19 protein-coding genes are annotated in these 26,207 nt (G+C 66.4%); 8 read left to right on the top strand and 11 right to left on the bottom strand.

What is annotated here, in order from left to right; genetic code table 11:
* The first annotated feature begins 8 nt into the window (after positions 1-8).
* The gene (locus A5692_RS22390) at positions 9-878 is read left to right on the top strand and encodes a hypothetical protein (RefSeq protein WP_068059976.1); all 870 of its coding nucleotides are present in this window, start codon (positions 9-11) and stop codon (positions 876-878) included.
* Between the two features lie 105 nt (positions 879-983).
* Here the strand turns inward: A5692_RS22390 and A5692_RS28595 are convergent, their stop codons facing one another.
* From A5692_RS28595 to A5692_RS22375, 3 genes are all read right to left on the bottom strand, one after another.
* Entirely contained in the window at positions 984-1,328 is a 345-nt protein-coding gene (locus A5692_RS28595; RefSeq protein ID WP_197514538.1) for a nitroreductase family deazaflavin-dependent oxidoreductase, read from the bottom strand.
* 212 nt (positions 1,329-1,540) lie between these two features.
* Positions 1,541-2,740, bottom strand: a complete 1,200-nt coding sequence (locus tag A5692_RS22380; RefSeq protein ID WP_068059969.1) for an FAD-dependent oxidoreductase — start codon at positions 2,738-2,740, stop codon at positions 1,541-1,543.
* A gap of 5 nt (positions 2,741-2,745) precedes the next feature.
* Entirely contained in the window at positions 2,746-3,297 is a 552-nt protein-coding gene (locus A5692_RS22375; RefSeq protein ID WP_068059966.1) for a TetR/AcrR family transcriptional regulator, read from the bottom strand.
* 268 nt (positions 3,298-3,565) lie between these two features.
* Here A5692_RS22375 and A5692_RS22370 point away from each other — a divergent pair, with 268 nt between their 5' ends.
* A complete protein-coding gene (locus tag A5692_RS22370; RefSeq protein ID WP_068059961.1) occupies positions 3,566-4,348 on the top strand; it encodes an SDR family oxidoreductase in 783 nt (260 codons plus the stop codon).
* Here A5692_RS22370 and A5692_RS22365 read toward each other — a convergent pair.
* The 4 genes from A5692_RS22365 to A5692_RS22350 all read right to left on the bottom strand — a co-directional run bounded on the left by A5692_RS22365 (position 4,341) and on the right by A5692_RS22350 (position 9,641).
* Positions 4,341-7,256, bottom strand: coding sequence for an RND family transporter (locus A5692_RS22365; protein ID WP_068059958.1), 2,916 nt, complete (start codon positions 7,254-7,256; stop codon positions 4,341-4,343). The two genes, A5692_RS22370 and A5692_RS22365, sit on opposite strands and share 8 nt — an antisense overlap.
* Complete coding sequence (locus A5692_RS22360; RefSeq protein ID WP_068060347.1) at positions 7,253-7,669, bottom strand: MmpS family transport accessory protein; 417 nt, start codon at positions 7,667-7,669, stop codon at positions 7,253-7,255. The genes A5692_RS22365 and A5692_RS22360 overlap by 4 nt, the downstream gene beginning before the upstream one ends.
* A gap of 282 nt (positions 7,670-7,951) precedes the next feature.
* On the bottom strand, positions 7,952-8,572 hold the full coding sequence (locus tag A5692_RS22355; RefSeq protein ID WP_068059955.1) for a TetR/AcrR family transcriptional regulator: 621 nt from the start codon (positions 8,570-8,572) through the stop codon (positions 7,952-7,954).
* A 139-nt stretch (positions 8,573-8,711) separates the two neighbouring features.
* On the bottom strand, positions 8,712-9,641 hold the full coding sequence (locus A5692_RS22350) for an alpha/beta hydrolase (RefSeq protein ID WP_068059952.1): 930 nt from the start codon (positions 9,639-9,641) through the stop codon (positions 8,712-8,714).
* Positions 9,642-9,806: 165 nt separating this feature from the next.
* Here A5692_RS22350 and A5692_RS22345 point away from each other — a divergent pair, with 165 nt between their 5' ends.
* Complete coding sequence (locus tag A5692_RS22345) at positions 9,807-11,150, top strand: aldehyde dehydrogenase (RefSeq protein ID WP_068060344.1); 1,344 nt, start codon at positions 9,807-9,809, stop codon at positions 11,148-11,150.
* Positions 11,151-11,181: 31 nt separating this feature from the next.
* Here the strand turns inward: A5692_RS22345 and A5692_RS22340 are convergent, their stop codons facing one another.
* From A5692_RS22340 to eccE, 3 genes are all read right to left on the bottom strand, one after another.
* Positions 11,182-12,765: a PPE domain-containing protein gene (locus tag A5692_RS22340; RefSeq protein ID WP_068060341.1), complete on the bottom strand. Its 1,584-nt coding sequence runs from the start codon at positions 12,763-12,765 to the stop codon at positions 11,182-11,184.
* Between the two features lie 320 nt (positions 12,766-13,085).
* Positions 13,086-13,955, bottom strand: a complete 870-nt coding sequence (locus tag A5692_RS22335) for a DUF5336 domain-containing protein (protein ID WP_255397069.1) — start codon at positions 13,953-13,955, stop codon at positions 13,086-13,088.
* Between the two features lie 93 nt (positions 13,956-14,048).
* Positions 14,049-15,761, bottom strand: a complete 1,713-nt coding sequence (gene eccE, locus A5692_RS22330) for a type VII secretion protein EccE (protein ID WP_231984417.1) — start codon at positions 15,759-15,761, stop codon at positions 14,049-14,051.
* A gap of 111 nt (positions 15,762-15,872) precedes the next feature.
* Here eccE and eccB point away from each other — a divergent pair, with 111 nt between their 5' ends.
* Positions 15,873-17,387 (top strand): type VII secretion protein EccB, encoded by a 1,515-nt coding sequence (gene eccB, locus A5692_RS22325; protein ID WP_068059946.1) that lies wholly within the window; start codon positions 15,873-15,875, stop codon positions 17,385-17,387.
* Between the two features lie 61 nt (positions 17,388-17,448).
* Here eccB and eccD (A5692_RS22320) read toward each other — a convergent pair whose 3' ends face one another.
* A complete protein-coding gene (gene eccD, locus A5692_RS22320; protein WP_231984416.1) occupies positions 17,449-18,915 on the bottom strand; it encodes a type VII secretion integral membrane protein EccD in 1,467 nt (488 codons plus the stop codon).
* Between the two features lie 116 nt (positions 18,916-19,031).
* On the opposite strand from eccD (A5692_RS22320), the gene eccCa reads away from it, so the two are divergent.
* From eccCa to A5692_RS30025, 4 genes are all read left to right on the top strand, one after another.
* Complete coding sequence (eccCa, locus tag A5692_RS22315) at positions 19,032-23,066, top strand: type VII secretion protein EccCa (protein ID WP_068059937.1); 4,035 nt, start codon at positions 19,032-19,034, stop codon at positions 23,064-23,066.
* Positions 23,063-24,532, top strand: coding sequence for a type VII secretion integral membrane protein EccD (gene eccD / locus A5692_RS22310; protein ID WP_068059935.1), 1,470 nt, complete (start codon positions 23,063-23,065; stop codon positions 24,530-24,532). The genes eccCa and eccD (A5692_RS22310) overlap by 4 nt, the downstream gene beginning before the upstream one ends.
* Before the next feature lie 29 nt (positions 24,533-24,561).
* The gene (gene mycP / locus A5692_RS22305) at positions 24,562-25,917 is read left to right on the top strand and encodes a type VII secretion-associated serine protease mycosin (protein WP_068059931.1); all 1,356 of its coding nucleotides are present in this window, start codon (positions 24,562-24,564) and stop codon (positions 25,915-25,917) included.
* Positions 25,889-26,207, top strand: a 319-nt coding sequence (locus A5692_RS30025) for a hypothetical protein (RefSeq protein ID WP_231984415.1), incomplete at its 3' end; no start/stop codon positions are given. The genes mycP and A5692_RS30025, both read left to right, overlap by 29 nt.

The raw sequence follows: 26,207 nt of genomic DNA, 5'->3' as shown, positions 1-26,207 counted from the left end.
GGCCGGAATTGGGCGACCAGCTTCGTGACATCCGGGAGTTGGCGGGAGACTCCGAGGCCTACCGGGAGGAACTGTACCGGCGGTGGACGGGGCTGCTCAGCTACCGCTACATCGGCCGCAAACATTCCTCGATGGACCTGGGTGAGGCCGACGACACCGTCACCATTCGCCGTGACATGCGGAACGAGGCCGGGGGAATCATGGTGGCGCCGTTGGCTATCTCGTCCCCGGAGGGCTGCCAGACCGACATGGTCGCGGTGCCCAACCCGGTCATCGCGTCGGTGCAGATCGTCGACCCCGGCTACGACGTCAAGCGAGTCGAGATCGTGGGCTCCGGCATCGTGCACCAGGGCCGCACCATGGGCTACGGGCGGTGCAAGATCGTCGACGCCGACAACCCGGACCGGGTGATCGCCTTCAACGAGGGGCAGGGGGCCATCATCGGCGTTCCGCCGGAAGGACTTGACCGGATGGATGTTTCGGGCACCGAACTGGTGATCGAGGACTCGCCGGACCTGCCGCCGCTGTGGCAGGCCTTTGGCGCCAGCCGCCGCGACGACGGCCACTGGATCCTGCCCGAGCTCAGCACCGAACTCGCCTCCCCCGACGCCGCATTACACATCGGACCGCAGCACGTCGTCTTAGAAACCGCGGCGATCGACCTCGCCGCCGACGTCGCCGGCACCCGGAAGCTGCAGGTGGTCAGCTGGCACGTCATGTTCATGTCACGCGGCAAGGTGGGTCCCTTCCGCGTCGAGGGCACCGCGCATCGCGGCGGGCCTGGCCGTGTCGGCGTGCGCATGCTGTTGCACGACGAGGGGAACGCGGACAAGGCCGTCACCTCCGCCGCGGCGGTCTTCGACGTCGTGGATTCCTAACCCCCGCGCAAGGGGGAAGGGCTAAAACATCTGCCCGCAATTTGTCAGTCAAACAGGTGAACCCAGCCGCATGATCGCCGAGCCTCGGCCAGCAACCGGATCCCCTCAGATTTCGCGCGCCGGCGCGGTCGCAATACGCAACCTGAGAAAGTCGGTGACTCTCGCGAATCGGAGGATCACTCGGACAACGGCATTCGCTTGTCGTCGATGTTCGTCGTGGAATATTTCCGGATCGGTGAGCATAATCCGGTTGCCACGCTCACAAAGTTGGCACCCGCCCTCTGCGATGACGTTGCGAACCCAGTCGGCCTCTGGTCCGAAAGGCAGAGCGACGACATAGCCGTCAGGCACCCTGAAAACGTTGACAGGAGTGCGGTATTCGCGTTGAGAATTGCGTCCGGTGTGTACGACGACGCCGAATCCGGGTAGCCATGGCGCCAGCCGGCCCATAACGCGGTTAGTGGCACGACGATTGAACCTCGCGAGCGACCTGCCCACTGACATAGCGCCTCCTGCCTATTCTGAATCGTCTTGTGGATATATGTGAAGCGGCGCCTCGGTATCGGATGGTTTGCAGTCGCCCGGCGGCAGGTGCGCTGCCGACGCAGATGCTCCTGTGTACCGTTGGATGCATTCGCGAAAAGCTCATCCGCGCATGGCGTTCATACCGTTATGTGCTCTGGACGGAGACCGAGTCCGATGAACTTCCCCATGACGTGGCGCAGGGCGGGTAGTACGCGGAAGATCCGAAAGATTAGTGGCACGTGCGTTGCAGTGTCGTCGGACAGTGATCGTGGATAGAGATTGCGCAGGATCACGGTCTGGAACGCCTGCGTGATCCTTACCGGCAATTCCCTTCGTCGCTGAATCCGCTGCAAATCACGCTCGGATGGCGTTCGGACGGCTAGCACGGGCCCAAGGATGTTGGCCGTTGCCACCGCATCTTGGATGGCAAGGTTAATGCCTACACCGCCAGCCGGCGACATCGCGTGTGAGGCGTCTCCGATGCAGAGCAACCCGGGGCGATACCACCGCGGCAGGCGGTCTACTTGCACGCTGAGCTCGTGCAGTTTGTCCCAGCTGTCGATCTGATCCACTCGGTCAGAGAGCGCTGGTGCCAGAGACGCAATTCGTTCCTGGATCATGGAAAGGCCGGCCGCCCGCAGCTCGGGGTATGCGTTGCTCGGGATGGCATAGGCCAACTGCCAGTATTCTGCGCGGTTGATGCACACCAACATTCCGCGCCCAAGCTCGAATAATGGCAACTGGTCGGCCGCCTTGCGCGGGAGCCGTAGCCAAAGCACGTCAAGCGGAGCCGATTTCGCGACTGGGTGCAAGCCTGCTCGTTCGCGTGCGATGGAGTGACGGCCGTCGGCGGCCACCACTAGATCGGCTCGTATTTCAATTTGGTCGCCGTCCTGGGCGGCGATGACTCCAGAACACCGGCCGTTTTCATAGACCAGGTCAGTCATTTCGGTGCTGCGGAATAGCCGGAAGGCCGGTATCTGCTCCGCCTTGTCCGCGAGGAAATTCAGAAAATCCCACTGAGGCATGAAGGCGATATAAGGCGCGTGCACCTTGAGTTTGCGAAAGTCCGCGACCGTAATTGCCGTGCCGTTGATGCTCGCAGTGACCTCAGACATCTGGACATGCGGCAGATCTAGGAATTCGTCGGCCCAACCCAGCTCGTGGATCAGTTCAAGGGTGGACGGGTGGATCGTGTCACCACGGAAATCCCGCAAGAAGTCAGGGTGTTTCTCCACCACCACCACGTCGATTCCCTGCCGTGCGAGAAGGAGACCAGCCATCATGCCCGCGGGGCCACCGCCGACTACGCAGCACTGGGTGGACTCGTGTCGCATGTTGCTCAACCCTTCTTACTGACAGTCAGACCGTTCAATACGAGCTCGGCGACGCTGTCGGTGTCGATTCGCCGACCTGTCTTGTGGCCCATTGCCACAGCTGCGAACAACGATGATGCTGCGACGCCGATCATCTCGGGCCGAAGCCCGTCGGAAGTGGCGCGAGACTCCAAGTACGACGCCAGCATGGATTCGCCGGTGGCAACGAAGTCCCGCAATGCGGCATTGGCCTGGCTAGCCGAAAAGAAAATGGAGACCAGATCGCCATGCGCGGCGAGCGCTTCGTCGAACGCACGCACGAGGGTTGGCAGAAGCGTGAAGGCCGACTGATCCGTCCCCGCTTCGAGCAGCACGCCCAACTCGGACATGAAGCCGCGTTCCTTAAGGACTGCCGCGACCAACGCCTCTTTGCTGTCGAAGTAGTGATAAAGCAGCCCCGGTGTCACGGAGGCCTGCTCGGCGATGTCCTTGACGGACGCTCGGTCGACACCTGCACGGGCAAAGACCGTCATCGCGGCGTCAATGAACTGCTCACGGCGCCGCAGGCGAACGCTCATCGGCTGAACCTAGCATTGATTAAACGTTCATTCAATCGACGTCCTGTATGAGGACACATGGTGCTTCCAGTCGCCAATGACGGCGCGGGCCCGGGCCAGGGGCAAGAAGTTTCGTGTGCGGAGTCCGGCGGCTGACCGTAAGGTGATGCGGTCATCACCTCTGCGGCGGCGGTTACGTCGTGGGCTGACCGCATCTCGTGTCACGGTATGGCCATACAACGCTTCAGGTACGTATGGTGCTTAGGACTCACACGACGGGAGAATCGCAGTGGCAGAACGGCTGGCCGGCAAGGTCGCGCTGATCAGCGGGGGCGCGCGGGGAATGGGGGCCTCGCACGTGCGGACGCTGGTCGCCGAGGGCGCCAAGGTGGTGTTCGGTGACATCCTCGACGACGAGGGTAAGGCGGTCGCGGCCGAGGTCGGTGACGCGACGCGTTATCTGCACCTCGACGTGACGAAGCCCGAGGATTGGGATGCGGCGGTGGCCACCACGCTGAGCGAGTTCGGCCGCCTCGACGTGCTCGTCAACAACGCCGGCATCATCAACATCGGCACCTTCGAGGACTACGCGCTCTCGGAGTGGCAGCGAATCCTCGACATCAACCTGACGGGTGTCTTCCTCGGCATCCGCGCCGTGGTCAAACCCATGAAGGAAGCCGGCCGCGGATCGATCATCAACATCTCCTCGATCGAGGGCATCGCCGGCACCATCGCCTGCCACGGATACACCGCCACCAAGTTCGCCGTCCGGGGGCTGACCAAGTCGGCGGCCCTGGAGCTCGGGCCCAGCGGGATCCGGGTGAACTCGATCCATCCCGGCCTCATCAAGACCCCGATGACCGAATGGGTCCCCGAGGACATCTTCCAGACCGCGCTGGGTCGGATCGCCCAGCCCAAGGAGGTCTCCAACCTGGTCGTCTACCTGGCCAGCGACGAGTCGAGCTATTCGACCGGCTCGGAGTTCGTCGTCGACGGCGGCACCACCGCCGGCCTGGGCCACAAGGACTTCTCGGCGGTCGACACCGCCGGGCAGCCGGATTGGGTTACCTAGCGGGAGAAAGGGATTCGGCCTCCTCGGGGGCCTTCTCGTCACTCGGCTTCGGCCACGGCGACGGCACCGGGCGCTGCCGCACCCGCTGTGGCCACCAGAACCACTTGCCCAGCAGCGCGGCGATCGACGGGGTCATCAGCGACCGAACGATCAGCGTGTCGAACAGCAGACCCAGCCCGATGGTGGTTCCGACCTGGCCGATGACCGTCAGTTCGCTGACCGCCATCGTCATCATCGTGAAGGCGAACACCAGGCCCGCCGACGTGACGACCGAGCCGGTACCGCCCATCGACCGGATGATCCCGGTGTTCAGGCCGGCGTGGATCTCCTCCTTGAACCGCGCCACCAACAGCAGGTTGTAGTCCGCGCCCACGGCAAGCAGGATGATGACCGACATCGCGAGCACCATCCAGTGCAGCTCGATGCCGATGAGATGCTGCCAGATCAACACCGACAGGCCGAACGACGCCCCCAGCGAGAGCAAGACCGTGCCCACGATGACCGCCGACGCCACCACGCCCCGCGTGATGAGCAACATGATGATGAAGATCAAGCACAGGGACGAGATCCCGGCGATCAGCAAGTCATAGGTGTTGCCGTCGCTGAGGTCTTTGTAGATCGACGCGGTCCCCGCCAGATAGATCTTCGAGCCCTCCAGGGGCGTGCCCTTGAGCGCTTCGTAGGCGGCCTTCTTGATGGCGCCGATGTGCGAAATGCCTTCCTGTGACATCGGATCGCCGTCATGGCTGATGATGAAGCGCACGGCATGGCCGTCGGGGGAGATGAAGTTCTTCATCCCCTTCTTGAACTCGGCGTTGTTGAAGGTCTCCGGCGGCAGGTAGAACGAGTCGTCGTTCTTGGACGCATCGAACGCCTTGCCCATCGCGTTGGAGTTCTTCTGCGCCTCGTTTTGCTGGTCTTGCAGGCCCTTCTGGGTCGCGTACATGGTCAGCATCGTCGTCTTCATGGCCTTCATGTTCTCGATCATCGACGGCATCAACGCCACCATCTGGGGCATCAGCGTGTCGAGGTGATCCATGATCGGCAGCAGGCTCTCGATGTCGTCGGTCATGATGTCGATGCCGTCCAGGCCGTCGAAGACCGAACGAAGTGACCAGCACACGGGGATGTCGTAGCAGTGGCGTTCCCAGTAGAGATAGCTGCGGATGGGCCGGAAGAAGTCCTCGAAATCGGCCATGTGCTGGCGCAATTCGTTGATGTCGATGGTCATGTCGTGCATCTTTTTGACCATCTGATGCATGTCGTTGGCCATCTGCGCGGTGATGCTCGACATCTTCTCCATGCTGTCGATGGTCGTCTGCATCATGTCGGCCTGGTGCAGCATGTCGGCCATCTGGTCTTCCTGGTACTTCTGGTTCATCTGCTGGGTGACGCCCTGCATGCTGATCTGGAACGGGATCGACGTGTGCTCGATCGGCGTGCCCTGCGGGCGGGTGATGGCCTGGACGCGACCGATTCCCGGCACGCGGAAGACCGTCTTGGCGATCTTGTCGATCACCAGGAAGTCCGCGGAGTTGCGCAGATCGTGGTCGCTTTCGATCATCAGCACTTCGGGATTCATCCGCGCCTGCGAGAAGTGCCGGTCCGCGGCCGCATAACCCTCGTTCGCGGGAAGATCGGCGGGCAGGTAGTTGCGATCGTTGTAGTTCGTGCGATATCCGGGCAAGGTCAGCAACCCGATGAGCGCGATCCCGATCGTCACAACCAGGATCGGGCCGGGCCAACGGACCACGACCGCGCCGATCTTGCGCCACCCGCGAATCCGTTGGGTCCGCCTGGGTTCGAGTGTCCGACGGAAACGCGTCGCCACCGAGATGACCGCCGGGCCCAGCGTCAACGCCGCCGCCACGACGACCACCATGCCGATGGCCAACGGGATACCCAGTGTCTGAAAGTAGGGCAGGTTGGTGAAGTGCAGGCAGAAGGTCGCGCCGGCGATCGTCAGACCCGACCCGAGCACCACGTGTGCGGTGCCCTTGTACATGGTGTAGTACGCGTCTTCGCGAGATTCGCCGACGGCGCGGGCTTCCTGATATCGCCCGATCAGGAAGATCGCATAGTCGGTGGCGGCCGCGATCGCCAACGTGACCAACAGGTTGGTGGCGAACGTGGAAAGGCCAATGATCTTGTAGTAGCCCAGGAAAGCGACCATGCCGCGCGCGGCGGAGAGCTCGAAGACCACCATCAGCAGCGTGAGCAACACGGTGACGACCGACCGGTAGACCAACAGCAGCATCCCGATGATCACCGTGAACGTGGCCGCGGTGATGAGCTGCAGGCTGCGGTCGCCGGCCGTGTGCTGATCCGCCGACAGCGCCGCCGGCCCGGTGACGTAGGCCTTCACCCCTTTGGGCGGGGTCAGGCTCTTGACGATGTTCTGCACGGACTCGACCGATTCGTTGGCCAGGGCCTCGCCCTGGTTACCCGCCAGATACACCTGGACGTAGGCGGCCTTGCCGTCGTTGCTCTGGGCGCCCGCACCGGTCAGTGGATCGCTCCACATGTCCTGCACGTGCTCAACGTGTTTGGTGTCGGCGTCGAGCTTCTTGACCATCTGGTCGTAATAGGCGTGCGCGTCGGCGCCGAGCGGATTTTGCCCCTCGAGCACGATCATGACCGAGCTGTTTGACTTGTACTCGTTGAAGATCGCGCCCATCCGCTTGGTCGCGACGACCGATTGCGCATCGTCGGGAGTCATCTCCACCGAGCGCATCTTCCCGACCTCGTCCAGCTGGGGGACGACGACGTTGAGCACCGCGATGAGCGCGATCCAGCCGATGATGATGGGCACCGCGAAGGTCCGGATGATCCGCGGAATCCTTTCCCGCACCGGTTCTTCGGTGACGGGGATGGTGTCGGTGCGGGCGTCGTCGAGGTGTGTGCTCATGCGGATTTCACCATGCAGAAGGTCAGGGCGTGCACGCGGTTGGTGAGGTTCTCGGCCTTGACTTCGTCGTCGATGGTGATGCGACAACCGAGGGAATCACCGTCGCTTTGCGCCGAGAGGTTGGGGAAGACGGAGGGGGCGGTGGTGCTGAGGACCAGCGTCCAGGGCAATGGCGCGCCGTCGACCCGCTTGGGGTCGGCGGACAGGTCCAGGTAGTTCACGTTGGCGGTGCGGGCCGAGCCGAAGACCTCATATTTGACCACTTTGGGCTTGAACGGCTTGGAATCGTCCAGTCGCGGGCTGGTCATGATGCCGGTGTCGTGAGCGCCGAAGAACGACTTGACCCGGGACACGGCAAAGCCGCCGATCACCAGGACCGCGACGATCAGCAGGGGCAACCATGCGTTGCGCAAACCCTTCGATTTCTGCACCTGGGGGATTCCTCCTCATCATCCGATCATGATGTGGCTAGTTATGCGCAACGACTTACGGTGCACCGCAACGGTTTCGACGGTGACACGGTCTGTACAAGTTCGACGGTCTCAGGGCGACGGCATCCCGAGAACACCGGTCGTCGCCCCCAGTGCCGACGCGTGCCATGTGCTGCGAAGGCGTTCTCGAGTACCGCAGAGTGAGCATAGTACATACTGTGCATATGTTGCACACCATGCAACAATTGCTCTCAGTGTTTCAAATCACTCGGTGAAGATGCTGTTGACCAGCGCGGCGGCGCGTTCGACGTGCGGCATCGGCGTGTCGTCGTCATCGCCCGCCTCGCCCTTCGACCAGCGCTCGATACCCGATCGCACCGCGGTCAGGGCCAGCGCGGCGATCAACGCGACGATCTCGTCGTCCTGCCGCATGCCCTGGCGGCGGGCGACCACGTCGGTCAAGTGGGTCTGGAACCGCTCCAGATCGGCGAGAAACGCGGCCAACACCGCCGGCGAGGTCTTGGCGAGTTCCAACATGTGCGCCGCGTGTTCGCGCCGCGGAGGCACGTCGCGAAGGTGATGCGCGGCCAGCGTGATCAGTTCCGCCAGTACCACCGAATACGGGGCCGGGCCCGCGGCGACGAAATCCGCCACCAGCTCCGGGGGGATGTCCGACGGGCCGTAGGCGAGCGCGGACTCTTTGTTGGGGAAGTAGTTGAAGAAGGTGCGCGTCGATATCCCGGCTTCGGCGCAGATCTCGTCGATCGTGACCTTGTCGTATCCGCGTTCCAGCGTCAGGCGCACCGCGGCATCGCGGATGTCGGCGCTGGTTTGGCGGCGACGGCGCTCACGCAGACCCATCTGGTTGACGACCACGGCCTCCATAGTTGCACATTCTGCACACTTTGCAGTCAAAAAGCGCGACCTCGGTCATCTCGCCGCTTGGGGAAGCCCCGCCGCCCGGCGATTGGCCGACGCAAGACCCGTTCGCGGACAAGCCGATCCAGCCACTACGCGTCGGCGGTCAGGCCACCGGTACGGCCAGGGCATCCCGAAGGTGATCGCACTGGCTGACGAAAAATTTCAGCGACACCGGCGCCTTGTCCACGATCTGGTCGAACGCGTGGAACGCGCCCGGGGCGATCTCCTCGTGCACCGCAACACCCGCGTGGCGCAGGCGCCGCGCGTACTCCACGCACTCCTCGTAGAACAGATCCAGTGTGCCGACCCCGATCCACGCCGGCGGCAGGCCGGACAGATCGTCTCGCCGTGCCGGAACGGCTTCTTGGGGGTCGGCGCCGTTGAGGTACCAGCGCCAGGCCAGCTGGTTGTCGGTCCCAGTCCACATGATGCGCTTCCGGCCGCGCGGGTCCGCGCCGGTCCGATCATCGAGCATGGGATACACCAGCATTTGAAACGCGAGCTTGACGTCGCCGCGGTCGTGAGCCCGTTGCGCCAGCGCCGCCGCGAAATGCCCACCGGCGCTGGCGCCGCCGACGGCGATCCGGTTCGGGTCGACCCAGGGCTGACGCGCGAGCCACAGCAGCGCCGCGTAGCAGTCTTCGAGCGGGACCGGATACGGGTGCTCGGGGGCCAGTCGGTGTTCCACGGCAGCGACCGCCACTCCCGTGCGGTGGGCCAGCTTGCGGAGATATTTGTCGTCCTGGGCGGCGTGGCCCATGATGGTGCCGCCGCCATGGACCCACAACAGGGCGGGCGCCCGGTCGCGAGAATGGTCGGGACGATGCAGGCGAACCGTCACGTTCTCGTTGACCGTCGCCTCCGGCACGTCGCGCAGCCGCCCCGTGGTGCCGAAGACGTTCATAATCGCCCGCTGAACCTTGATCCCCCGGTGCAGGGCGTAGCCGCGCGGCAGGAACCGGGCAACTCCCCGAAGACCCGGATCAACCGCATGTCGCGAGACAAAGGCGTTGTCGGGGAACCTGTTTGCCATCGATGCCCTCAATCCGTTCCGTCGGCGGACATTGCTGACCATACAGGGTCAGGATTGTGTCTCGGGGCATCTTCACCCCGCTGAGCTGCGACGCATTGCCGGTGGCTGATTGGTCGGTCAGGGGACAGGGTATTCGCAGGCGTGGCTTCGTCCCTTACCAAAATCATCAGCGTCCTGGATCCGCGCACCGGCGACACCGTCACGCAGGTGCCCATCACCGAGCCGGCCGACTGTGACGAAGCGGTCAGGCGCGCCGCGGCCGCGGCGCGCGCGTGGGCCCGCACCCCGCCGGCCGAACGGGCCGCCGCGATCGCGGCCGCGGCGGCCGACGTCCGCGCCGCGGCCGACGAGCTCGCCGAACTCAATGAGCGGGAAACGGGCAAGTTGCGTGGCGACGCGCGCGGCGGCGTGGATGCCGGTGTCGGCACGCTTTTGCAATATGCGCAGCTCGGGCCGCTGCATCGTGGTCACGCACTGCAAGGCGGATGGTCCGCAACCGATCTGATGGTTCCGCAGCCGCGCGGTGTGGTCGCGGTGATCACCCCGTGGAACGATCCAGTCGCGGTGGCGGCCGGACTCCTCGGCGCGGCGCTCGTCACCGGCAACACCGTGGTGCACAAGCCCAGCGAACGTTCCCCGCAGACCGGCCGGCGATTCGCCGAACTGTTGGCCGCCCGGCTCCCCGAGGGTGTGCTCGAGATCGTGGACGGCGACGGGACGGTCGGGGAGCATCTGGCTGCCGCGGAGTCGGTCGATGTCGTCGCGCACGTGGGCAGCAGCGCGACCGGCCGACAGATCGCGCGGGCCTGCGCCGAACGCGGCGCCAAGGCGCTACTCGACAATGGCGGCAACGACGCCTTGATCGTCGACGCCGATGTGGACGCAGCCTGGGCGGCTGGGCAATCCGCGCTGGGAGCCTACGCCAACGCCGGACAGATCTGCGTCTCGGTGGAGCGGGTGTTTGTCGTGCAGTCGATCGCGGACGCTTTTCTCAATGCGTTGATCGACGAGGCGATTTCGTGGGCCGACCGCATCGGCCCCCTGGTCGATGTCCGTCACCGCGAGCACGTGCACGCGCACGTCGAAGACGCAACGCGCGCCGGGGCCCACGTTCTGGTCGGCGGCGAGCCGCAACCCGGCCCGGGCTCCTTCTATCCGCCCACGGTGTTGACCGACTGCACACCCGACATGCTGATCATGCAAGAGGAGACGTTCGGTCCGGTGGCGCCGGTGCGGGTGGTGCCGGACTTCGCCGCCGCGCTGACGGAAGCCGCCGACGACCGCTACGGCCTGGCCGCGACCGTGCTGACGGGCAACATGGCGCATGCCCAAGAAGCCTGGCGCAGCCTTCCGGTGGGCACGGTGAGGGTCAACGCCGTATTCGGCGGTGCTCCCGGCGGGGCGGCTGAACCCCGGCGCGCCAGCGGTACGGGCTTCGGCTTTGGGCCCGAGCTTCTCGACGAGATGACCGCAGTGAAGGTGCTGCACTGGTCGGCGCCCGGAAACTGATCGGTAGCGCGGGTTCCGCGGAGGCTTCGCGTCAGTCGGGCCCGGCTTTCCAGTTGCCGGGCAGCATGGGGGCGGTCACTCCGCCGCCGAATCTGTCGACGGCCAGCCTGGTCAATCCGGCGGCGCCCAACGGACCCGCCCCGTCGTGCGAGGCCGTCGCGGAAGCCGGGGGCGCGTCGCTCGCGACAGTCGATTCTGGTTCGAGGTCGAGGAATTCGTAGCGGTAACCGCGGTGTGTGCGGCCGGGTGCGGCTCCCCGACGCCGCCGCAGTCGTTGCAGCTGGGCGGCCTTAGCCGGTTCGGCTGACTCGCTGGTCGCGGCGGCCGCGGCCGCCTTCGGGGCCTTGCCGGCCACGTTGGCGTCCGCCTCGGCGCCGAGCGAACCCACGAGGTATGGCGGTACGAAATTCTGTGCACCCATGGCACTTTCCGGCCCCACCACCGAGGGCGGCGGCCCCGGTGGGACACCGGTCCCGGGCGCCGCGACTGGTGTCGGCACCGATACCGGAGCGGCCGGGTGCAACGGGGCGGAGCTGACCGTCGGTGCGGCGGCTACCGCGGGAATCGGAGGCGCCTCAGTGAGAGGAAGTGTGTTCGGTGTCAGAGGGACCGCCGCCGTCGAGACCGGCGTCGCTCCAGCAAGGCCGGCCAGCCCCGCCAAGCCGGCCGCAGCTCCGGCGGGAACCACGAGCACCGGGGCGACCAGTCCAAGGGTGTAGACCGGATTGCTCAGGAAGAAGCTCAGCAATCCCGCCGGGTTGAATAGAAGCAGGTTGATCAGTACGAGCGTTCGGTGAATCACGAACTGTAGCGCCAGCATGACGATGGTCTCGAGCAGTTGCCCCGGGTTGTGCGCATACATGGGAATCAGGGTCTCCACGCGCGAGAGGAACATCGACAGACTTGGGTGCATCGACCAGCCTTGCGGCGAAAAGGGATTGAAGGGAAACAGCGCTTCCAGCCACTCCTGGAGATTCTGGGGGAGTGAGGTTCCCGTGATGTAGGGGTTGCCGCCGCTCATGCCCGAGCTACCGCTCATTCCGGAGCCGGAATTCATGCCGCCGGTGCTCATGTCCGCGCGCGCGATTCGCGGTGCCGCCGTGGCGTGCGGGGCCGCGGCAACCGCCGCCGTCGACACCGCCTGGTAGGCGCTCATGGTCGTGGCGGCCTGGACCCACATTCGCGAGTAGTCTGCCTCGTTCAGCGCGATCGGAATCGTGTTGACGCCGAAGAAGTTCGTCGCCACCAGCACTGCATGCATGGCGTGGTTGGCGGCCAGCTCACCCGGTGTCGGCATGGTGGCCAAAGCCGTCGTGTATGCCGTCGCGGCCACCTCGTGTTGGGCGGCCATCCCGGCGCTGGCGGCGCTGGACTGCAGCAGCCAGCCGAGGTATGGCCCGTGGGCGGCCACGTATCGCGCGCCGCTTGGCCCGTCCCACGCGCCGGCCTGAGCGGCGCTGAGCAGCGCGGTGAGCTCGTCGGCGACCGCGGCGTACTCGGTGCTCAACGAGTTCCAGGCGCTGGCCGCGGCCAGCAGCGATCCGGGGCCTGGCCCGCTGAACAACAGCGTCGAATGCACCTCCGGCGGGAAGGCCATCCAGATCGGCGCCGTCATCGCCGGTTCGTCCACCCGTGCCGCGGTCGACGCCCGGGGTCGTCAGGGAGAGAAGTCAGCGCTGGGTCCTTTCGGCCGAGGCCCACGGCATGCCCGAAGCCGCTCGATGCACGCGGTCCCGGGGCTGCCGGTAGGCCGGTCTGCAGGCCGATCCTAGGCCGATATCGTTACTCGGATGCGGTATAAAACCTGAGATATTCCTGTATATGCGGATAAAGGCAGGGGATGGATCCGCATTCCGGTTGGAAGGTCGCGGGGAATGCGAGGTCGCGATGAAAGAATTTCGGTTTTGTCTGAGCCGATCTGCCAGCCGTAGCTGCTTACGGCCCAGCGGACGGTCGCGAAGTTCGGTGGGTGGCCTCCTCGGCCGCGCCGGCGGGCGCGGCCGAGGAGGCGGCGCTGGCCAAGCCGGCACGTATTCCGAAGGTGCCGTGCGGCACTGGTGAATTCGACGCTAGGGATTGACCGTGTTCGGCTGGTGACCAAGCGGATTCACCGTGCACCGCGCGACCGGCGCCGGCGGGGTTGGCATCGTCGCTGTGCTGTGACATCGCCCGTACCGGATCCGGTGCGGCGAATCGTTCTTCCGCCAAAGGCTGGCCAGGGGCCGAAGCAGGGTGCTGGGCCGAACGCTGGGCGTCGGCGCCCGATTGGGCGGACTGCGGTGACGGCGTGGGCGCCGACGGTGCCTGCGCGCTGTAGTACCGCGCGAGCTGGTTGTAGTAGTCGACGTACGCTTCATAGCCGGCGTAACCGGCGGGGGTGCTGGCGCGCCGGCGCACCAACGCGCCCACCGCGGCGGTGGCCTGCGCGCCGTTGAACACCGCGAGGACGATAAGTGGCCACCCGCGGTCCGCCCCAAGAACACTCGACGACAGCGCGTCGAGGAAACCCATTGCGGCCAGTGCGGCGACCGCAAGTTCGTGCGGGTCCTGCCGCGGCAACAGCGCGAATCCGGCGCCCAGTGCCGCCAACGATGCGAACCGCACATTCCATCCGTCGGCTCCGCTGCCGTGGATCGCGGGGCTGAAGCTGAGGACGTAGCCGGCCAGCCCAAGCACCGCCACAACTATGAAAAGCCGTCGCTGCGACCGGTTTTCGGTGCCGAGCTGTCCGAGGCCTCCAGCGCTTGCCCGCGTGGTGGGTCGATAGGACGTGCGATCGTGTGTAGTACCACGCGAATAGACCACGGTCACTCCCGCGCCTTGGGAATTTGTTGCCGTTGACTGCGCGTCCACGCTAGCGCACTAACCCTGGTGCAGCCAGGTGGCCAGGAAGCGGGGTCAGTCGCCGTCGCCGTCGGCGGTATCGAGGTAGCGCATCTCCTCGTCGGTGGCCACCATGGTCACCAACGCCGAACCTGCGCGGGTGTTCACCTTGACGACGGCGTCCTCCACGGAAATCAAGTCAAGGGTGACATCCGCGGTCGAAGACGTGAGCGACGTCGTCGGCGCAGCGACCGTCATGCTGGTGACCCCCGCCCGTACCGTCCGCTCAGCCAACCCATCGAACATCTCGACGGTGTAGTCGCGGTTGGCTCCGGCTTGGATTGTGCCGCGGTCGAAGTCCGTGGCCCACAACAGATCGGTGCAGTCGACCTCGTCAACCATGTGCCGCCATCGGCCGGGCCTCACGCTGTGCACCAGCACTCGCGCGCCCAATGCCAGCGACCGCAGTACCACCTGCTGCGCGAGGTGAAGCGTGCCGCGAATCTCGACGCGGCCGATCTGCGGCCCGAACAGCGGCACCGCCACTGCCCGGCCCTGCTCGTCGGCGCCGATGACCTGACCGCACCCCGATGCCGGCACCGCCAGCCCATCCGCATCGCACTTCGCGGCATCGACCCAATGCCCCGGCGAGCGGGCCGGTGGCGAAACCGGGAGGCTCGCGGCGAGGGCGGAGAACTGTAACCCCCGCAAGTGGATCAGGCCCGCATGGCGGACAAGTGGTTGCGCGGCATCACCGTCGAAACGGACCAAGCCGCGAATCATCACCTGCTCCGGCGCGGTTCCTGGGCGCAATGACAGGCAAACCGTCGTCGAGTAACTGGAAACGGTCCACGGCATCGCCAGGCCGGCGGTGTTCAGCGAATCAGCCGTGACGGCGAAGCTGGTCAGACGGAAATGTCCATCGCGGCACGTGTCTCGCGTTTCCTCGACCGTGACCAGGTTGACCCCGTCGCCGAGCTGATTGGTGGCGCGGGCGATCCCGCTGGCGTTGAGGATGTGCGGTCGCAGACCTGCCTCGATCAGCCGACGCGCCACTCGGCGGGTGGCGGTGGTGGCGGTGCGCAGAATGCCTTCCCGGCCGCCGCCGCGGCGGCGCACTGCGTCGGCGCACCGCGACGGATCGAGACGCACCACGACAAAGACGCTGCGCTGCGCGATCGCGGGTAAGGGGCCCAATGTCGCGTCGTAAATCGCGGCCACGCGGGTGTGGCCGTACGAGCGGGCCCCCTGGCTGATGATGTCGATAGCGGCCACGGTGATGTCGAACTGGCGCAGGCAGTCGGCCAGCAAGCCCACTGGCACCATCTCGCCCGACACCGTCATACCCGGTTCCAGGACGGTCATCTCCTGCGGGTTGTCGTCAATCTTCAGCACCGACAGTAATGTGGCACCGTCCCAGCGGAATCCGATCTGCTCGCCTTCGCCGGTCTGGACGTCGAACGGATCGGTGACCACGGGTTTGCGCGCGCGAAGACCCCGGTCGGCTAGGTACCCGGCGCGATGGGCGATTCGGGCGGGCAGTGTGTCGCCGCGCACCGGGGCCACGATGGCGCAGCCCAGCGCAAGACCCGCGGCCACGCCCCACCACCCCGACACGCCCAGCCATGTCGCGGTCAGCATGCCGGCGGCAACCGAAACCTCTGCCGCGAGCAATTCACTCAGCGGTAACCAGCGCTGCACGCGGACGTCACTCCCGCTGGTGCGCGGGCCGCAGCCCGGCGACGCTCCCGTGATCGTCTGCGACGCGAGCTGCCTGCCAGAGGACACTGTTGACCTCCTGTTCGCTGCGAAGAAGCAACGGCCGCACCATGTTTAACCTGATCGTGCTATACCGTACCGACGCAAGGCAGCCTGCCAGACGGTGACGGGGGAGGGTCGATGCCAGCGCAAGTTACCACGCGCGCGCAGGTCAACGGATACCGATTTTTGATCCGGCGCCTTGAACACGCGCTGATCCGCGGTGACTCGCGGATGATCCACGACCCGATGCGCGGCCAGATACGCGCCCTTCTGGTCGGTCTGTTCACCGCGGTACTCGTCACCGGCGCGTGCGCGGTGCTTGCCTTCTTCAAACCGGCGCCGAACTTCGGCGACGCGACGATCTTGCTGAGCAAGTCGAGTGGTGCGCTATTCGTCCGAATCGGCGGCCGGCTGCACCCGGTGCTCAATCTCGCCTCGGCGCGGCTGATCGTCGGAAAGAACGACAAACCGAAAGAAGTCGACGACAAGTTCCTCAACGCGTTACCCCGCGGTTCGATGGTCGGCATCGTCGGTGCACCGACCAGCATCCGCGGCGGCGCCGACATGACCACCTCGTCGTGGACGGTCTGCGACACCCTGCAATCCCCCCCGGTGACTGAACCGACCGGCGCGGTCACCGTGGACACCACCGTGTTGGCCGTTTCCCCGGTGCTCGACGGCGACGTCCGCGCGGCTGAGCCCACGCAGGCGATTCTCACCGCCGTCGGCGGCACCAACTACCTCATCTACGACGGCGTCCGCGCTCCCATCGACCTGTCAAACCCTGCTGTGCTCAATGGCCTTCACCTGCAGGGCGCGCCGACACGTCCGGTCTCGCGGGGGTTACTCAACGCATTCCCGATGGTCGAACCGATCGGCCCGGTCGGCATCGACGGGATCGGCGAGTCCAGTGCGGCGCTGGGGCCGGGATATCCGGTCGGCTCCATCGTCAAGACCGTCGACTCCCGCGGCGAACAACGCTATGTCGTGCTGCGAGAAGGAGTGCAGCCCGTCTCGGCCGCCACTGCCGACATCATTCGCTACGGCGAACCCGACACCGCCGAGGTATCCACGCGCGACGCGCGGGTGATCGCTCCCGCTGTGGTGGCGGCGGCACCAGTCGTGCATCGGCTAACGGTCGACCATTACCCCTCGGTTTCGCCGCAGATCCTGCCGGTTGACCCGGATCGGGTGGTCTGCATGGCCTGGCAACGACCCAATACCGCTGCACTGGCGGCGATTCGGCTATTGGCCGGGCATCGGTTGCCTATACCCGAAGCCGCTCAGAGCGTAACGTTGGCCGGCGCCGGTAACGACGGCGCCCATGCCGGCGACGTCTACTTGCCGCCGGGCAGCGGGGAGTATGTGCAGACGACGGGCGGTGAGCCGGACAGCCACAGGATCGGTCAGCTCTACTACGTCTCCGACACCGGAGTGCGGTACCCCATCAAAGACTTTCAGTCCGCAGAGGCGCTCGGCGTGACCGGTGTGAACGCGCCCGATCGACCGGCCGATGCGCCTCACCTCGCGCCCTGGCCGGTCCTGTCGCTGCTGCCGCCGGGTCCTGAGTTGTCGCAGGAGGCCGCCTTGATCGCCCATGACGGCGTAGCGGCTGACCCTCACAGTGTGAAGATCCAGCCGTCGAGCCGCTGACACTCAGCGGCGAATGTGTGGGCGTGGGGGCAGTGAGTCCCTCACCTGACTTTCCGGCCAGTCAGACCCGCAGCTCCCGAAAGAACGCGTACAGCCGAACAATCCAGAACAACAGCGGAAAAAGCGACCCCACGGCCAGGTATTCCAGAATCTCCACCTGACGACGCAATACGGGGGAGAACTCCAACCGGGGGGCGACCAGCCCGCAAAATCCGGCCAGGGCCATCAGTGCGATCAGCGCGAGAGTGGCGATGGCCTGTTGGCCGGGCAGGTTGACCGCGGATTTGACGATGACTGCGATGGCAATCACCAGCCCAGCGCCGATGAGCGTTGCCGACTGCACCGCGTTGTGATGCCCGCGCCCACGCAGGCACAGCACCGCGGCGACCAGGACTGCGAAAAGTGTTTCCTGCCTGAAAGTGTCGCTATCGACATCGATGGTCAGATAGCTGCCGGCGACCGCCGTCAGCGCAGCCGCGATCAGGATCCCGGTGAGGTACTGGCTGGCCCGGCCGACTTTGGCGAGCATGTCGGCCTCGGTGGGAATCACCTGCTTACCGACCGCGTCCACACCTTCCACGGTGGGTGCTCCCTGGGTTTCGATGTCGTCGAGCGGCTCGCCGGCGGTGGGCACCCGCGGAATCGGTAGCCGCGACACCAGGATCGCTATCCGTGGCGCCAGGTAGACGACGACGACCGACACCGTGGTCAGCACCGCGCCCACCGTGTGCACCGGCGGCCGCCACAGCAGCCAGGTGCACGCAGCGGTGCCGGCCAATGCGGCCGCGGCGATCACCGCGGTGTGCAGCACGCGTCCTGTTCCGGAAACCAGCAACACCATAAGAGACCCCAGTGCGCTGAGCGCGCAAGCCATCGGCAGGGAAGTGGCGCCCAACCCGCCCGGCACCACGTACAACGCCCCTGCGAACAGCAGCGGCAACGCCACCGCGGCGACCCACCCGGACAGCCGCGACGTAGCCGTGCGAACACCGAGCACGCAAGCGAACAATATGGCCGCTGCTCCCAGACCCAGTGCCGCGGCGGGCACCCACCGCTGGCCGGCCCAGCCCGATACCAGAGCGGCCAGCGTCAGGGCGGCCGCCAGGGCGACACCAAACCAGTGTCGCGCCTCCATACCGCCGGTCGTCCAAAGATGTAGCGCCGGTGAATTTTTGGTGGCGCTTTCGTCGACGTCATCGAACAGCAGCGTGGCCACCGGCCCCTTCGTCTCAGCGAGCATCAACAGGTCGCCGTCATAGACCCCCGCCTCAGCGAGCGAGCGCCGCGGATCGATCGGTTCGCGACCCAGCGGCGCCAGCGTCCAGCCGTCGCCGGTGTCGAACCGCACCTCGTCGGCCGGCGCGCGGGCAGCGAGCTGCTCGTTGGCGATGTCGATCACGTCGTCGATGAAGGCCGCGATGGGAACATGGGCGGGCAGCCCGACGTCGAGACTCATCGTCGCTACCAGCAACGTCAGCCGGCTCAGCTCGGGTTCGGACTGGCTGTCCGGATCGAGGTCAGACAGCAATGGCGGTAGAGTCAAACCCCGTCGGCCTCCTGGGAATTGGGGCGGCTTGACGCTGACAATACCTACCAATGCCCGTTACCGTCCCGGTGCCGGGTCGGGGAACTGTCGGGGGGTATGTGAGCACTCAGGGTTTTGTTCGCCGAGCGCGGGTGGTTCCGCCGCCGATGCCCGGCGGGGAATTGAACATGGAGGCACCACCCGAGGTCCCGCGGGTGCTGCCCGGCAACCTGGTGTTGCGTCTGATGCCACTGATGATGGTGGTCGCGGTGATCGGCATGATCGCGCTGATGGTCACCGTTGGCGGCCGCGACCTGTCGCGCAACCCGATGTTCCTGATCTTCCCGATGATGATGGTGATGTCGGTGGCCGGCATGTTCCTGGGCGGCGGCGGTCGCACCGGAAAGGCGGCCGCCGAACTCAATGAGGAACGTAAGGACTATTTCAGCTATCTGGCCAACCTGCGGGAGCAGGTCGACAACACCGGCGAGTCCCAGCGCCTCGCGCTGGAGTGGAGCCATCCCGACCCACGCGCATTGGCTGACGTGGTTGGCACCGGGCGGATGTGGGAACGTCGGCCGGCCGATGCCGACTACTGCCATGTCCGGCTGGGCATCGGCACCCATCGACTGGCTACGCGCATGCTGGCACCCGAGACTGGTCCGCCCGAAGATCTCGAACCAGTCGCCACCGTGGCGCTGCGCCGATTCGTCAAGACCCACGCGGTGGTGCACGCATTGCCAACTGCGGTGTCGCTGAGGTCTTTCCCGACCATCACCTTCGAGGGCCAGCGCAACATGGTCCGTCAGTTGGTGCGCTCGATGCTGCTCGAGCTGTGCACGTTCCACGGACCGGACCACGTGCAAGTCGCCATGGTGACCGCTGACCCCGACGGCGAGCACTGGGGCTGGCTCAAGTGGCTGCCCCACGCCCAGCACCCCAATTCCCGCGACGGCATGGGATCGGTCCGGCTGCTGGTTCCTGCCCTGGCGCAACTGGAAACCCTGCTCGCCTCCGATTTCGCCGAGCGTGGCCGCTTCAGCCGCACCGCACCGCCGACCGAGGGAACCAAACAATTAGTCGTTGTCCTCGACGACGGATACGTCAGCGGTGAGGAGCGGCTGGTCACCGACGCCGGTATGGACAGCGTGACGGTGCTCGATCTCAACGGTCCCCGCCAGGGCGTTGCGGCGCGACGAAACCTTCAACTGGTCGTCGATGGCGAAGACGTCGCCGCGCACACCGCAAGTGGCACCGAACGGTTTGCCACCCCCGACTCGCTCACCGTCGCAGAGGCGGAGACCACAGCGCGACGCATCGGCCGCTACCGCCCGGCCAGCGCCGCCCACATCATCAATCTCCACGCCGCCACGGGCGCGACAGACCCGGGGCTGATGGCGCTGCTCCGCATCGCTGACGCAGCAGACATTGTGCCAGAACAGGTATGGCGGCCTCGATCTCCACGCGAGCGACTGCGGGTGCCTATCGGCACCACCCCCACCGGGCAGCCCGTCGAGCTTGACATCAAAGAGTCCGCCGAGGGAGGGATGGGCCCGCACGGACTGTGTATCGGCGCCACCGGCTCGGGTAAATCCGAATTGCTGCGCACGCTGGTGTTGTCGATGGTCACCACACATTCGCCGGACGCGCTGAACCTGGTACTCGTCGACTTCAAGGGCGGCGCCACATTTCTTGGACTCGAAGGTCTGGCCCACATCGCCGCGATCATCACCAACCTCGAAGACGAACTGACACTGGTGGACCGGATGCGTGACGCGCTCGCCGGCGAGGTGAACCGGCGTCAAGAAGTGCTGCGCGCCGCCGGCAACCTGCCCAACGTCACCGAATACGAACGAGCCCGCGCCGGCGGCGCCGACCTGCCGCCGCTGCCGGCGCTGTTCATCGTGGTCGACGAGTTTTCCGAACTGCTCTCCCAGAAGCCGGATTTCGCGGAACTGTTCGTGATGATCGGGCGGCTGGGCAGATCCCTGCACATGCACCTGCTGCTGGCCTCCCAGCGTCTCGAGGAAGGCAAGCTGCGCGGCCTCGACTCGCACCTGTCCTACCGCATCGCGCTGAAAACCTTCACGTCGGGCGAGTCACGCAGCGTACTGGGAGTGCCCGACGCGTACCACCTGCCCAGCGTGCCCGGTTCGGCGTTCCTCAAGTGTGACGTCGACGAGCCGGTCCGGTTCAATACCAGCTACGTCTCCGGCGAATACGTCAAACCCCGGGTTTCCGCACGCACGGGTCGCACCTCCGCGTTGGGGGCACTGGCGCCCAAACTGTTCACTGCCGTGTCCGTGCCGGCCGCCGAAGCGGCGCCAGCGCCCGCCACGATCGCAGCGGAACCGGCAACGGAAACCCTCGCAGCCTCGGGTGCGAAGAAAACCACGGTCCTCGACGTGGCGGTCAGCCGGCTACGCGGACATGGGCGCCCCGCCCATGAAGTGTGGCTCCCGCCGCTAGCCGACAGCCCCGCGGTCAACGAGTTGCTCACCGACTCCGACTGGCGTGCCGCGCAGAACCTGACCGGCCAGCTTCGCATGCCGATCGGCGTCGTGGACCGGCCCTACGACCAGCGCCGTGACGTCTTGATGGTCGATCTGTCCGGCGCGCAAGGCAATGTTGCCGTGGTCGGCGGACCGCAGTCGGGTAAATCCACGGCGCTGCGCACCCTGATCATGGCGGCCGCGGCTACGCACACCCCGGAGCAGTTGCAGTTTTACTGCCTGGACTTCGGCGGAGGCACCCTGGCCGGATTGGCGGGCATGCCGCACGTCGGCGGGGTAGCCGCGCGCATGGACTCCGACGCGATCCGGCGCACGGTCGCTGAAGTGGCGGGCGTGCTTCGTGCCCGGGAACTTCGTTTCCGTGACCTGGGCATCGAATCCATGCGCGAATTCCGGACTCGCAAGGCGCAATTGGTCGCGCTTTCTGCCGAAGCATCCGCCGACGATCCCTTGGCACATGACAGCTTCGGTGATGTCGTGCTCGTCGTTGATGGCTGGGCTTCGATCAAAAGCGATTTCGAAGCCCTTGAGCCGGTGCTGCAGTCAATAGCCATCCAGGGCTTGTCTTACGGTGTGCACCTGGCGATCTCGGCGTCACGGTGGATGGAGATCCGCCCCGCCGTCAAGGACATGCTCGGGACCCGTATCGAGCTGCGGCTCGGTGATCCGATCGACAGCGAGGTGGGCCGCCGGTCGGCCGAATTGGTCCCGGTCGGCCGGCCCGGCCGGGGCATCAACCCCCAGGGCCTGCACATCCTGATAGCCCTGCCGCGGCTGGACTCGGCAAACACGGTCGAGGATCTGCCGGCCGGGGTGGCCGGCGCCGTAGCGGCGATGCGTGCCCATTATGGCCGCCGACAGGCGCCGCCAGTCCGGATGCTGCCGCACAACGTCGAGCGCGGGAAGGTCGTCGCGGCGGCGGCCGAGGCCGGGTTGTTGAACCACTCCCGGATCGCGATCGGCATCGATGAGGAGGAACTCGCCCCAGTCGTCGTCGATTTCGACGCACAACCGCACCTGGTGGCCTTGGCCGACTCCGAATGCGGCAAGACCGGTCTGTTGCGCAACATCGCCGCCGGCGTGATGGAGAACGCCACACCCGACCAAGCCAAGATCATCGTCGTCGATTTCCGTCGCTCGCTCCTGGGCGTCGTCGATGACGCATTCCTTGGCGGCTACGCCAGCGCCCCGCAGTCGTGCACCGAGCTGATGACCGCACTGGCCGGTGCCCTCAAGGACCGACTCCCGCCCGCCGACATCACCCAGCAGCAACTCAAGGATCGGTCGTGGTGGTCCGGACCGGAATTGTTCGTACTGGTCGACGACTACGACCTGCTGGGCGGCAACGCCCTGAGCCATCCGCTCGGCCCGCTGCTCGAATACCTGCCCCAGGCACGGGATATCGGTTTACGCGTAGCGGTCACCCGACGCACCGGAGGTGCCGCCCGCGCGCTGATGGACCCGTTCGTCGGCCGCCTCAAGGACTTGTCCTGCAACGCGTTGGTGATGAGCGGTAGCAAGGAGGAAGGTCCGCTGTTCGGCGGCTACAAAGCCAGCTCAATGCCGCCCGGGCGGGGAATGCTGATCTCGCGAACCATGAAGGAGGGCGTGATCCAGTTGTCCAGGATGCCTGACCGATGACCGGGGTGAGCGAGCTACGTCCGGTCGTCGCGGCCCCACCCGCACGGATCCGGGTTTCGGTGCTCGGCACGCATACCCAGGTCGATGTCGCGCTGCCGGCGGACATTCCGGTGGCGGCCTTGTTGCCCGAGCTGGTCGCGCTGATCCACTCGCGCCGGACCCGCGACACCGAGGATCCCGCCGCCCGCGACGAACGTCGCAGCTTCTGGGTGCTCACCCGACTGGGCGGGGAGCCGCTGCCCCCCGAACAGACGCTGCGGGCCATCGGCATCGCCGACAACGAGTTGTTGCGCCTCTCCGAACGACGCGCGCTCTCACCGCCGACGCTGTACGACGACGTCGTCGATGCGGCCGCCCGGCTGAACCGAACGCTGCACCCGGCCTGGACTTCGGGTGCGGCCCAAACGATGGGCTTCGTAGGACTGTGGCTGTCTGCTGCGGCTTGGTTGCTCCTCTTGTTGGCGGGGGCGCCGGCGACACACCGCCGCGCCGTGATTGCCGGCGCCGCGCTGACCACGCTCAGCCTGATCGCCGTTGCGACGGTCGCGGGCCGCACCCCGCGCTTGAGCCCCATCGCCGCCGCAACCGCCTGGCCGCCCATCGCGCTGGGAGCCGCGCTGGGCTGGACGCTGGCAGCACCGCACGGCCCCTACGCCCTGGCTGTGGCAAGCGCGATCCTCCTGGGCCTCGCCGTTCTCTCCCAGCGGATCATTGGCGCCGCGCACTGGGCCTATCTGGGTGCGGAGGTGATATTGGGCTTCTCGGGCCTCGCTTTTCTCGGTCGGGGTCTGGCTGTACCCCTGCCGCTGCTGGCGGTGCTCGCCGCCACCATAGCGACGGTGGCTGCACTGGCCGTTCCCTCCGCCTTCTCGCGGCTATCGCGCGTCCCCGCACCGCCGGTCAAGACACGCCACAAGCGCCGACCCGGGGCCACGATGCCGGGATTCACGCCGACACCAACGGATTCGGCTGAGGGCAACGACCCCGGCAGCGATGTGCCCGGCGCCGAGCAGGTGTGGGCCCGGGTCCGTGGGGCGGCCCTGACTCGGGCGGGCCTGCTGGCGGGTCTGGCGGCCGTCGTCGCGACGAGCTGTGCGGTGCTGCAGCGCACCGACCCCGGATGGGCGGCGTTGGCCTTCGCGCTGGTGTGCGCGACGGTGCTGGCGCTGCGCAGCCGGCGGGTTGGCACGCTCGCCGAGCGGGCTGCGCTGGCCGCGCCCGCCGTGGCACTGACGTTGGCCGTCTGCGTGCAGACTCAGGCCGGGAGCTTTCCGCTACGGCTGACCGGAATTGGCGTACTCGCCGTCTTGGCCACGGCGGCGACCCTGGCCGGCGCGTTGGCGCCACAGAGCCGTGTGCGGCAATGGTGTTCGGCTGCAGCTCCCTACCTGGACTACGCCGCGACGGGTGCACTGATACCTGTGGGGCTGTGGGTGATGGGCATCTACGGCAGGCTGCATTGGTGAAGGGCAGCTCTCGTCGCGCCGCGGCACGCATGTGCGCCGCCGTCCTGGTCGCGGGCGCCGGCATCGGTGTCCCCGCACCGGCCGGCGCGGTCAGGCCCCCGGTGGTGGAGCCCGGCCCACCACCGACGGGGCCACCGATTCCGCCGCAGCCCAGCGAGCTCAAAGCACTCTGCGGGGTGCCCACCGGGGTGCTGGCGGGCACCGACTTCCGTAAGCAGACCAGTGCCGACGCAATGCTCAACTACCGGTCAGCGTGGCGATTCTCGCGCGGGGCGGGTCAGAAAGTGGCGGTCATCGACACCGGGGTGAACCGCCACCCGCGGCTGCATGCGCTCGAAGGTGGAGGCGACTACGTCTCCACCACCGACGGGCTGGCCGACTGCGACGCGCACGGCACCCTGGTCGCCGGACTGATCGCCGCCGCGTCCGACAGCGACGACAGCTTTGCCGGCGTGGCCCCCGACGCGGCGATCCTGTCGATCCGCCAGAACAGCGGCGTTTACGGGCCGGTCGGCGGCGCTAACAACGCGAACGACCCGAACGCCACGTCGACGGGCTACGGCGACACCGCGACACTTGCGCTGGCCGTCACCCGGGCGGTCGATTTGGGCGCCACCGTTATCAATATTTCCGAAGCCGCCTGCGCCGCGGTCGGTACCGGATTAGACGACGCCGGACTGGGTCGCGCGGTGCGCTACGCATTCGACCGCAACGTGGTGGTGGTGGCTGCGGCCGGCAATGTCGCCGCTCAAAGCCGTTGCGCCAGCCAGAATTCGCAGAACGACCCGAACCAGCCGATGACACAGGGCTGGGACACGGTACAAACCATTGCCACGCCGGCCTGGTTCAGCGACTACGTACTAGCCGTCGGCGCGGTGACCACCTCGGCGTTGCCGGCCGATTTCAGCCTGCACGGCCCCTGGCTGGCCGTCGCCGCACCCGGGGAGAACATCACCTCACTAGACGCCAACGGCCCGGGCCTTGTCGACGCCGAACTGGGCCAACGCGGCCTGATGCCGCTGAACGGCACAAGCTTCGCCGCTCCGCTTGTGTCGGGTGTCGTCGCGCTGATCAGATCGCGTTTCCCGCAATTGACCGCCCCGCAGGTGATGGAATTGGTCAAGCGCACCGCGCACACACCGGGCGACGGACCCAACCCCGCGACCGGGTACGGGGTGGTCGACCCGGTGGCCGCGCTGACCTATCAGCTGCCACCGCCGCAAACCCGGACTGGATCTGAGCGCGCTACACCGATCGATCATGACGCTCAACCGGATTCGCGCAAAGAGCACGCACGCACCGTCGTGTTCGGTGTCACCTTGGCCAGTCTGGCGGTGATGGGTGCCGCCGCGGCACTTGCTGCCGCCCGACGACGCCGCCGCTGACCGACCCGAGCACGCGCCCGACACGGCACGTACCATCGGAACCGAACTGAGCGCCGGATCGCGGGGGGACAAAACGATGCTGCCGCACGAGGATCCATCGATCGGTGAGCACGACGGAAACGCTGGTCCGGGCAGCGCTGATTCACCGAGCGCCGCGCAGCACCGGCCGAAGTCCGACGTCGCCCTGTCAGCGCAGCCGCGCCTCCCGCTGCCGCCCTGGCAGCTAGCCAACGCGTCGATGATCGCGCCGAGGGACACAGGCCAGCGGTTAAGGGAACACCAGGCGGCCC

Source organism: Mycobacterium sp. E342, assembly GCF_001667665.1.
Lineage (GTDB): Bacteria > Actinomycetota > Actinomycetes > Mycobacteriales > Mycobacteriaceae > Mycobacterium.
The sequence above is the reverse complement of the archived record's forward strand: the minus strand, read 5'-3'. Positions and strand labels throughout refer to the sequence as shown.

Bases quoted from the DNA above. Each gene is read 5' to 3' on its own strand.
- A5692_RS28595 (WP_197514538.1), bottom strand. From the start codon at position 1,328: ATGGGCCGGCTGGCGCCATGGCTACCCGGATTCGGCGTCGTCGTACAC.
- A5692_RS22380 (WP_068059969.1), bottom strand. From the start codon at position 2,740: ATGCGACACGAGTCCACCCAGTGCTGCGTAGTCGGCGGTGGCCCCGCG.
- A5692_RS22375 (WP_068059966.1), bottom strand. From the start codon at position 3,297: ATGAGCGTTCGCCTGCGGCGCCGTGAGCAGTTCATTGACGCCGCGATG.
- A5692_RS22365 (WP_068059958.1), bottom strand. From the start codon at position 7,256: ATGAGCACACACCTCGACGACGCCCGCACCGACACCATCCCCGTCACC.
- A5692_RS22355 (WP_068059955.1), bottom strand. From the start codon at position 8,572: ATGGAGGCCGTGGTCGTCAACCAGATGGGTCTGCGTGAGCGCCGTCGC.
- A5692_RS22350 (WP_068059952.1), bottom strand. From the start codon at position 9,641: ATGGCAAACAGGTTCCCCGACAACGCCTTTGTCTCGCGACATGCGGTT.
- A5692_RS22340 (WP_068060341.1), bottom strand. From the start codon at position 12,765: ATGACGGCGCCGATCTGGATGGCCTTCCCGCCGGAGGTGCATTCGACG.
- eccB (WP_068059946.1), top strand. From the start codon at position 15,873: ATGCCAGCGCAAGTTACCACGCGCGCGCAGGTCAACGGATACCGATTT.
- eccD (WP_068059935.1), top strand. From the start codon at position 23,063: ATGACCGGGGTGAGCGAGCTACGTCCGGTCGTCGCGGCCCCACCCGCA.
- mycP (WP_068059931.1), top strand. From the start codon at position 24,562: ATGTGCGCCGCCGTCCTGGTCGCGGGCGCCGGCATCGGTGTCCCCGCA.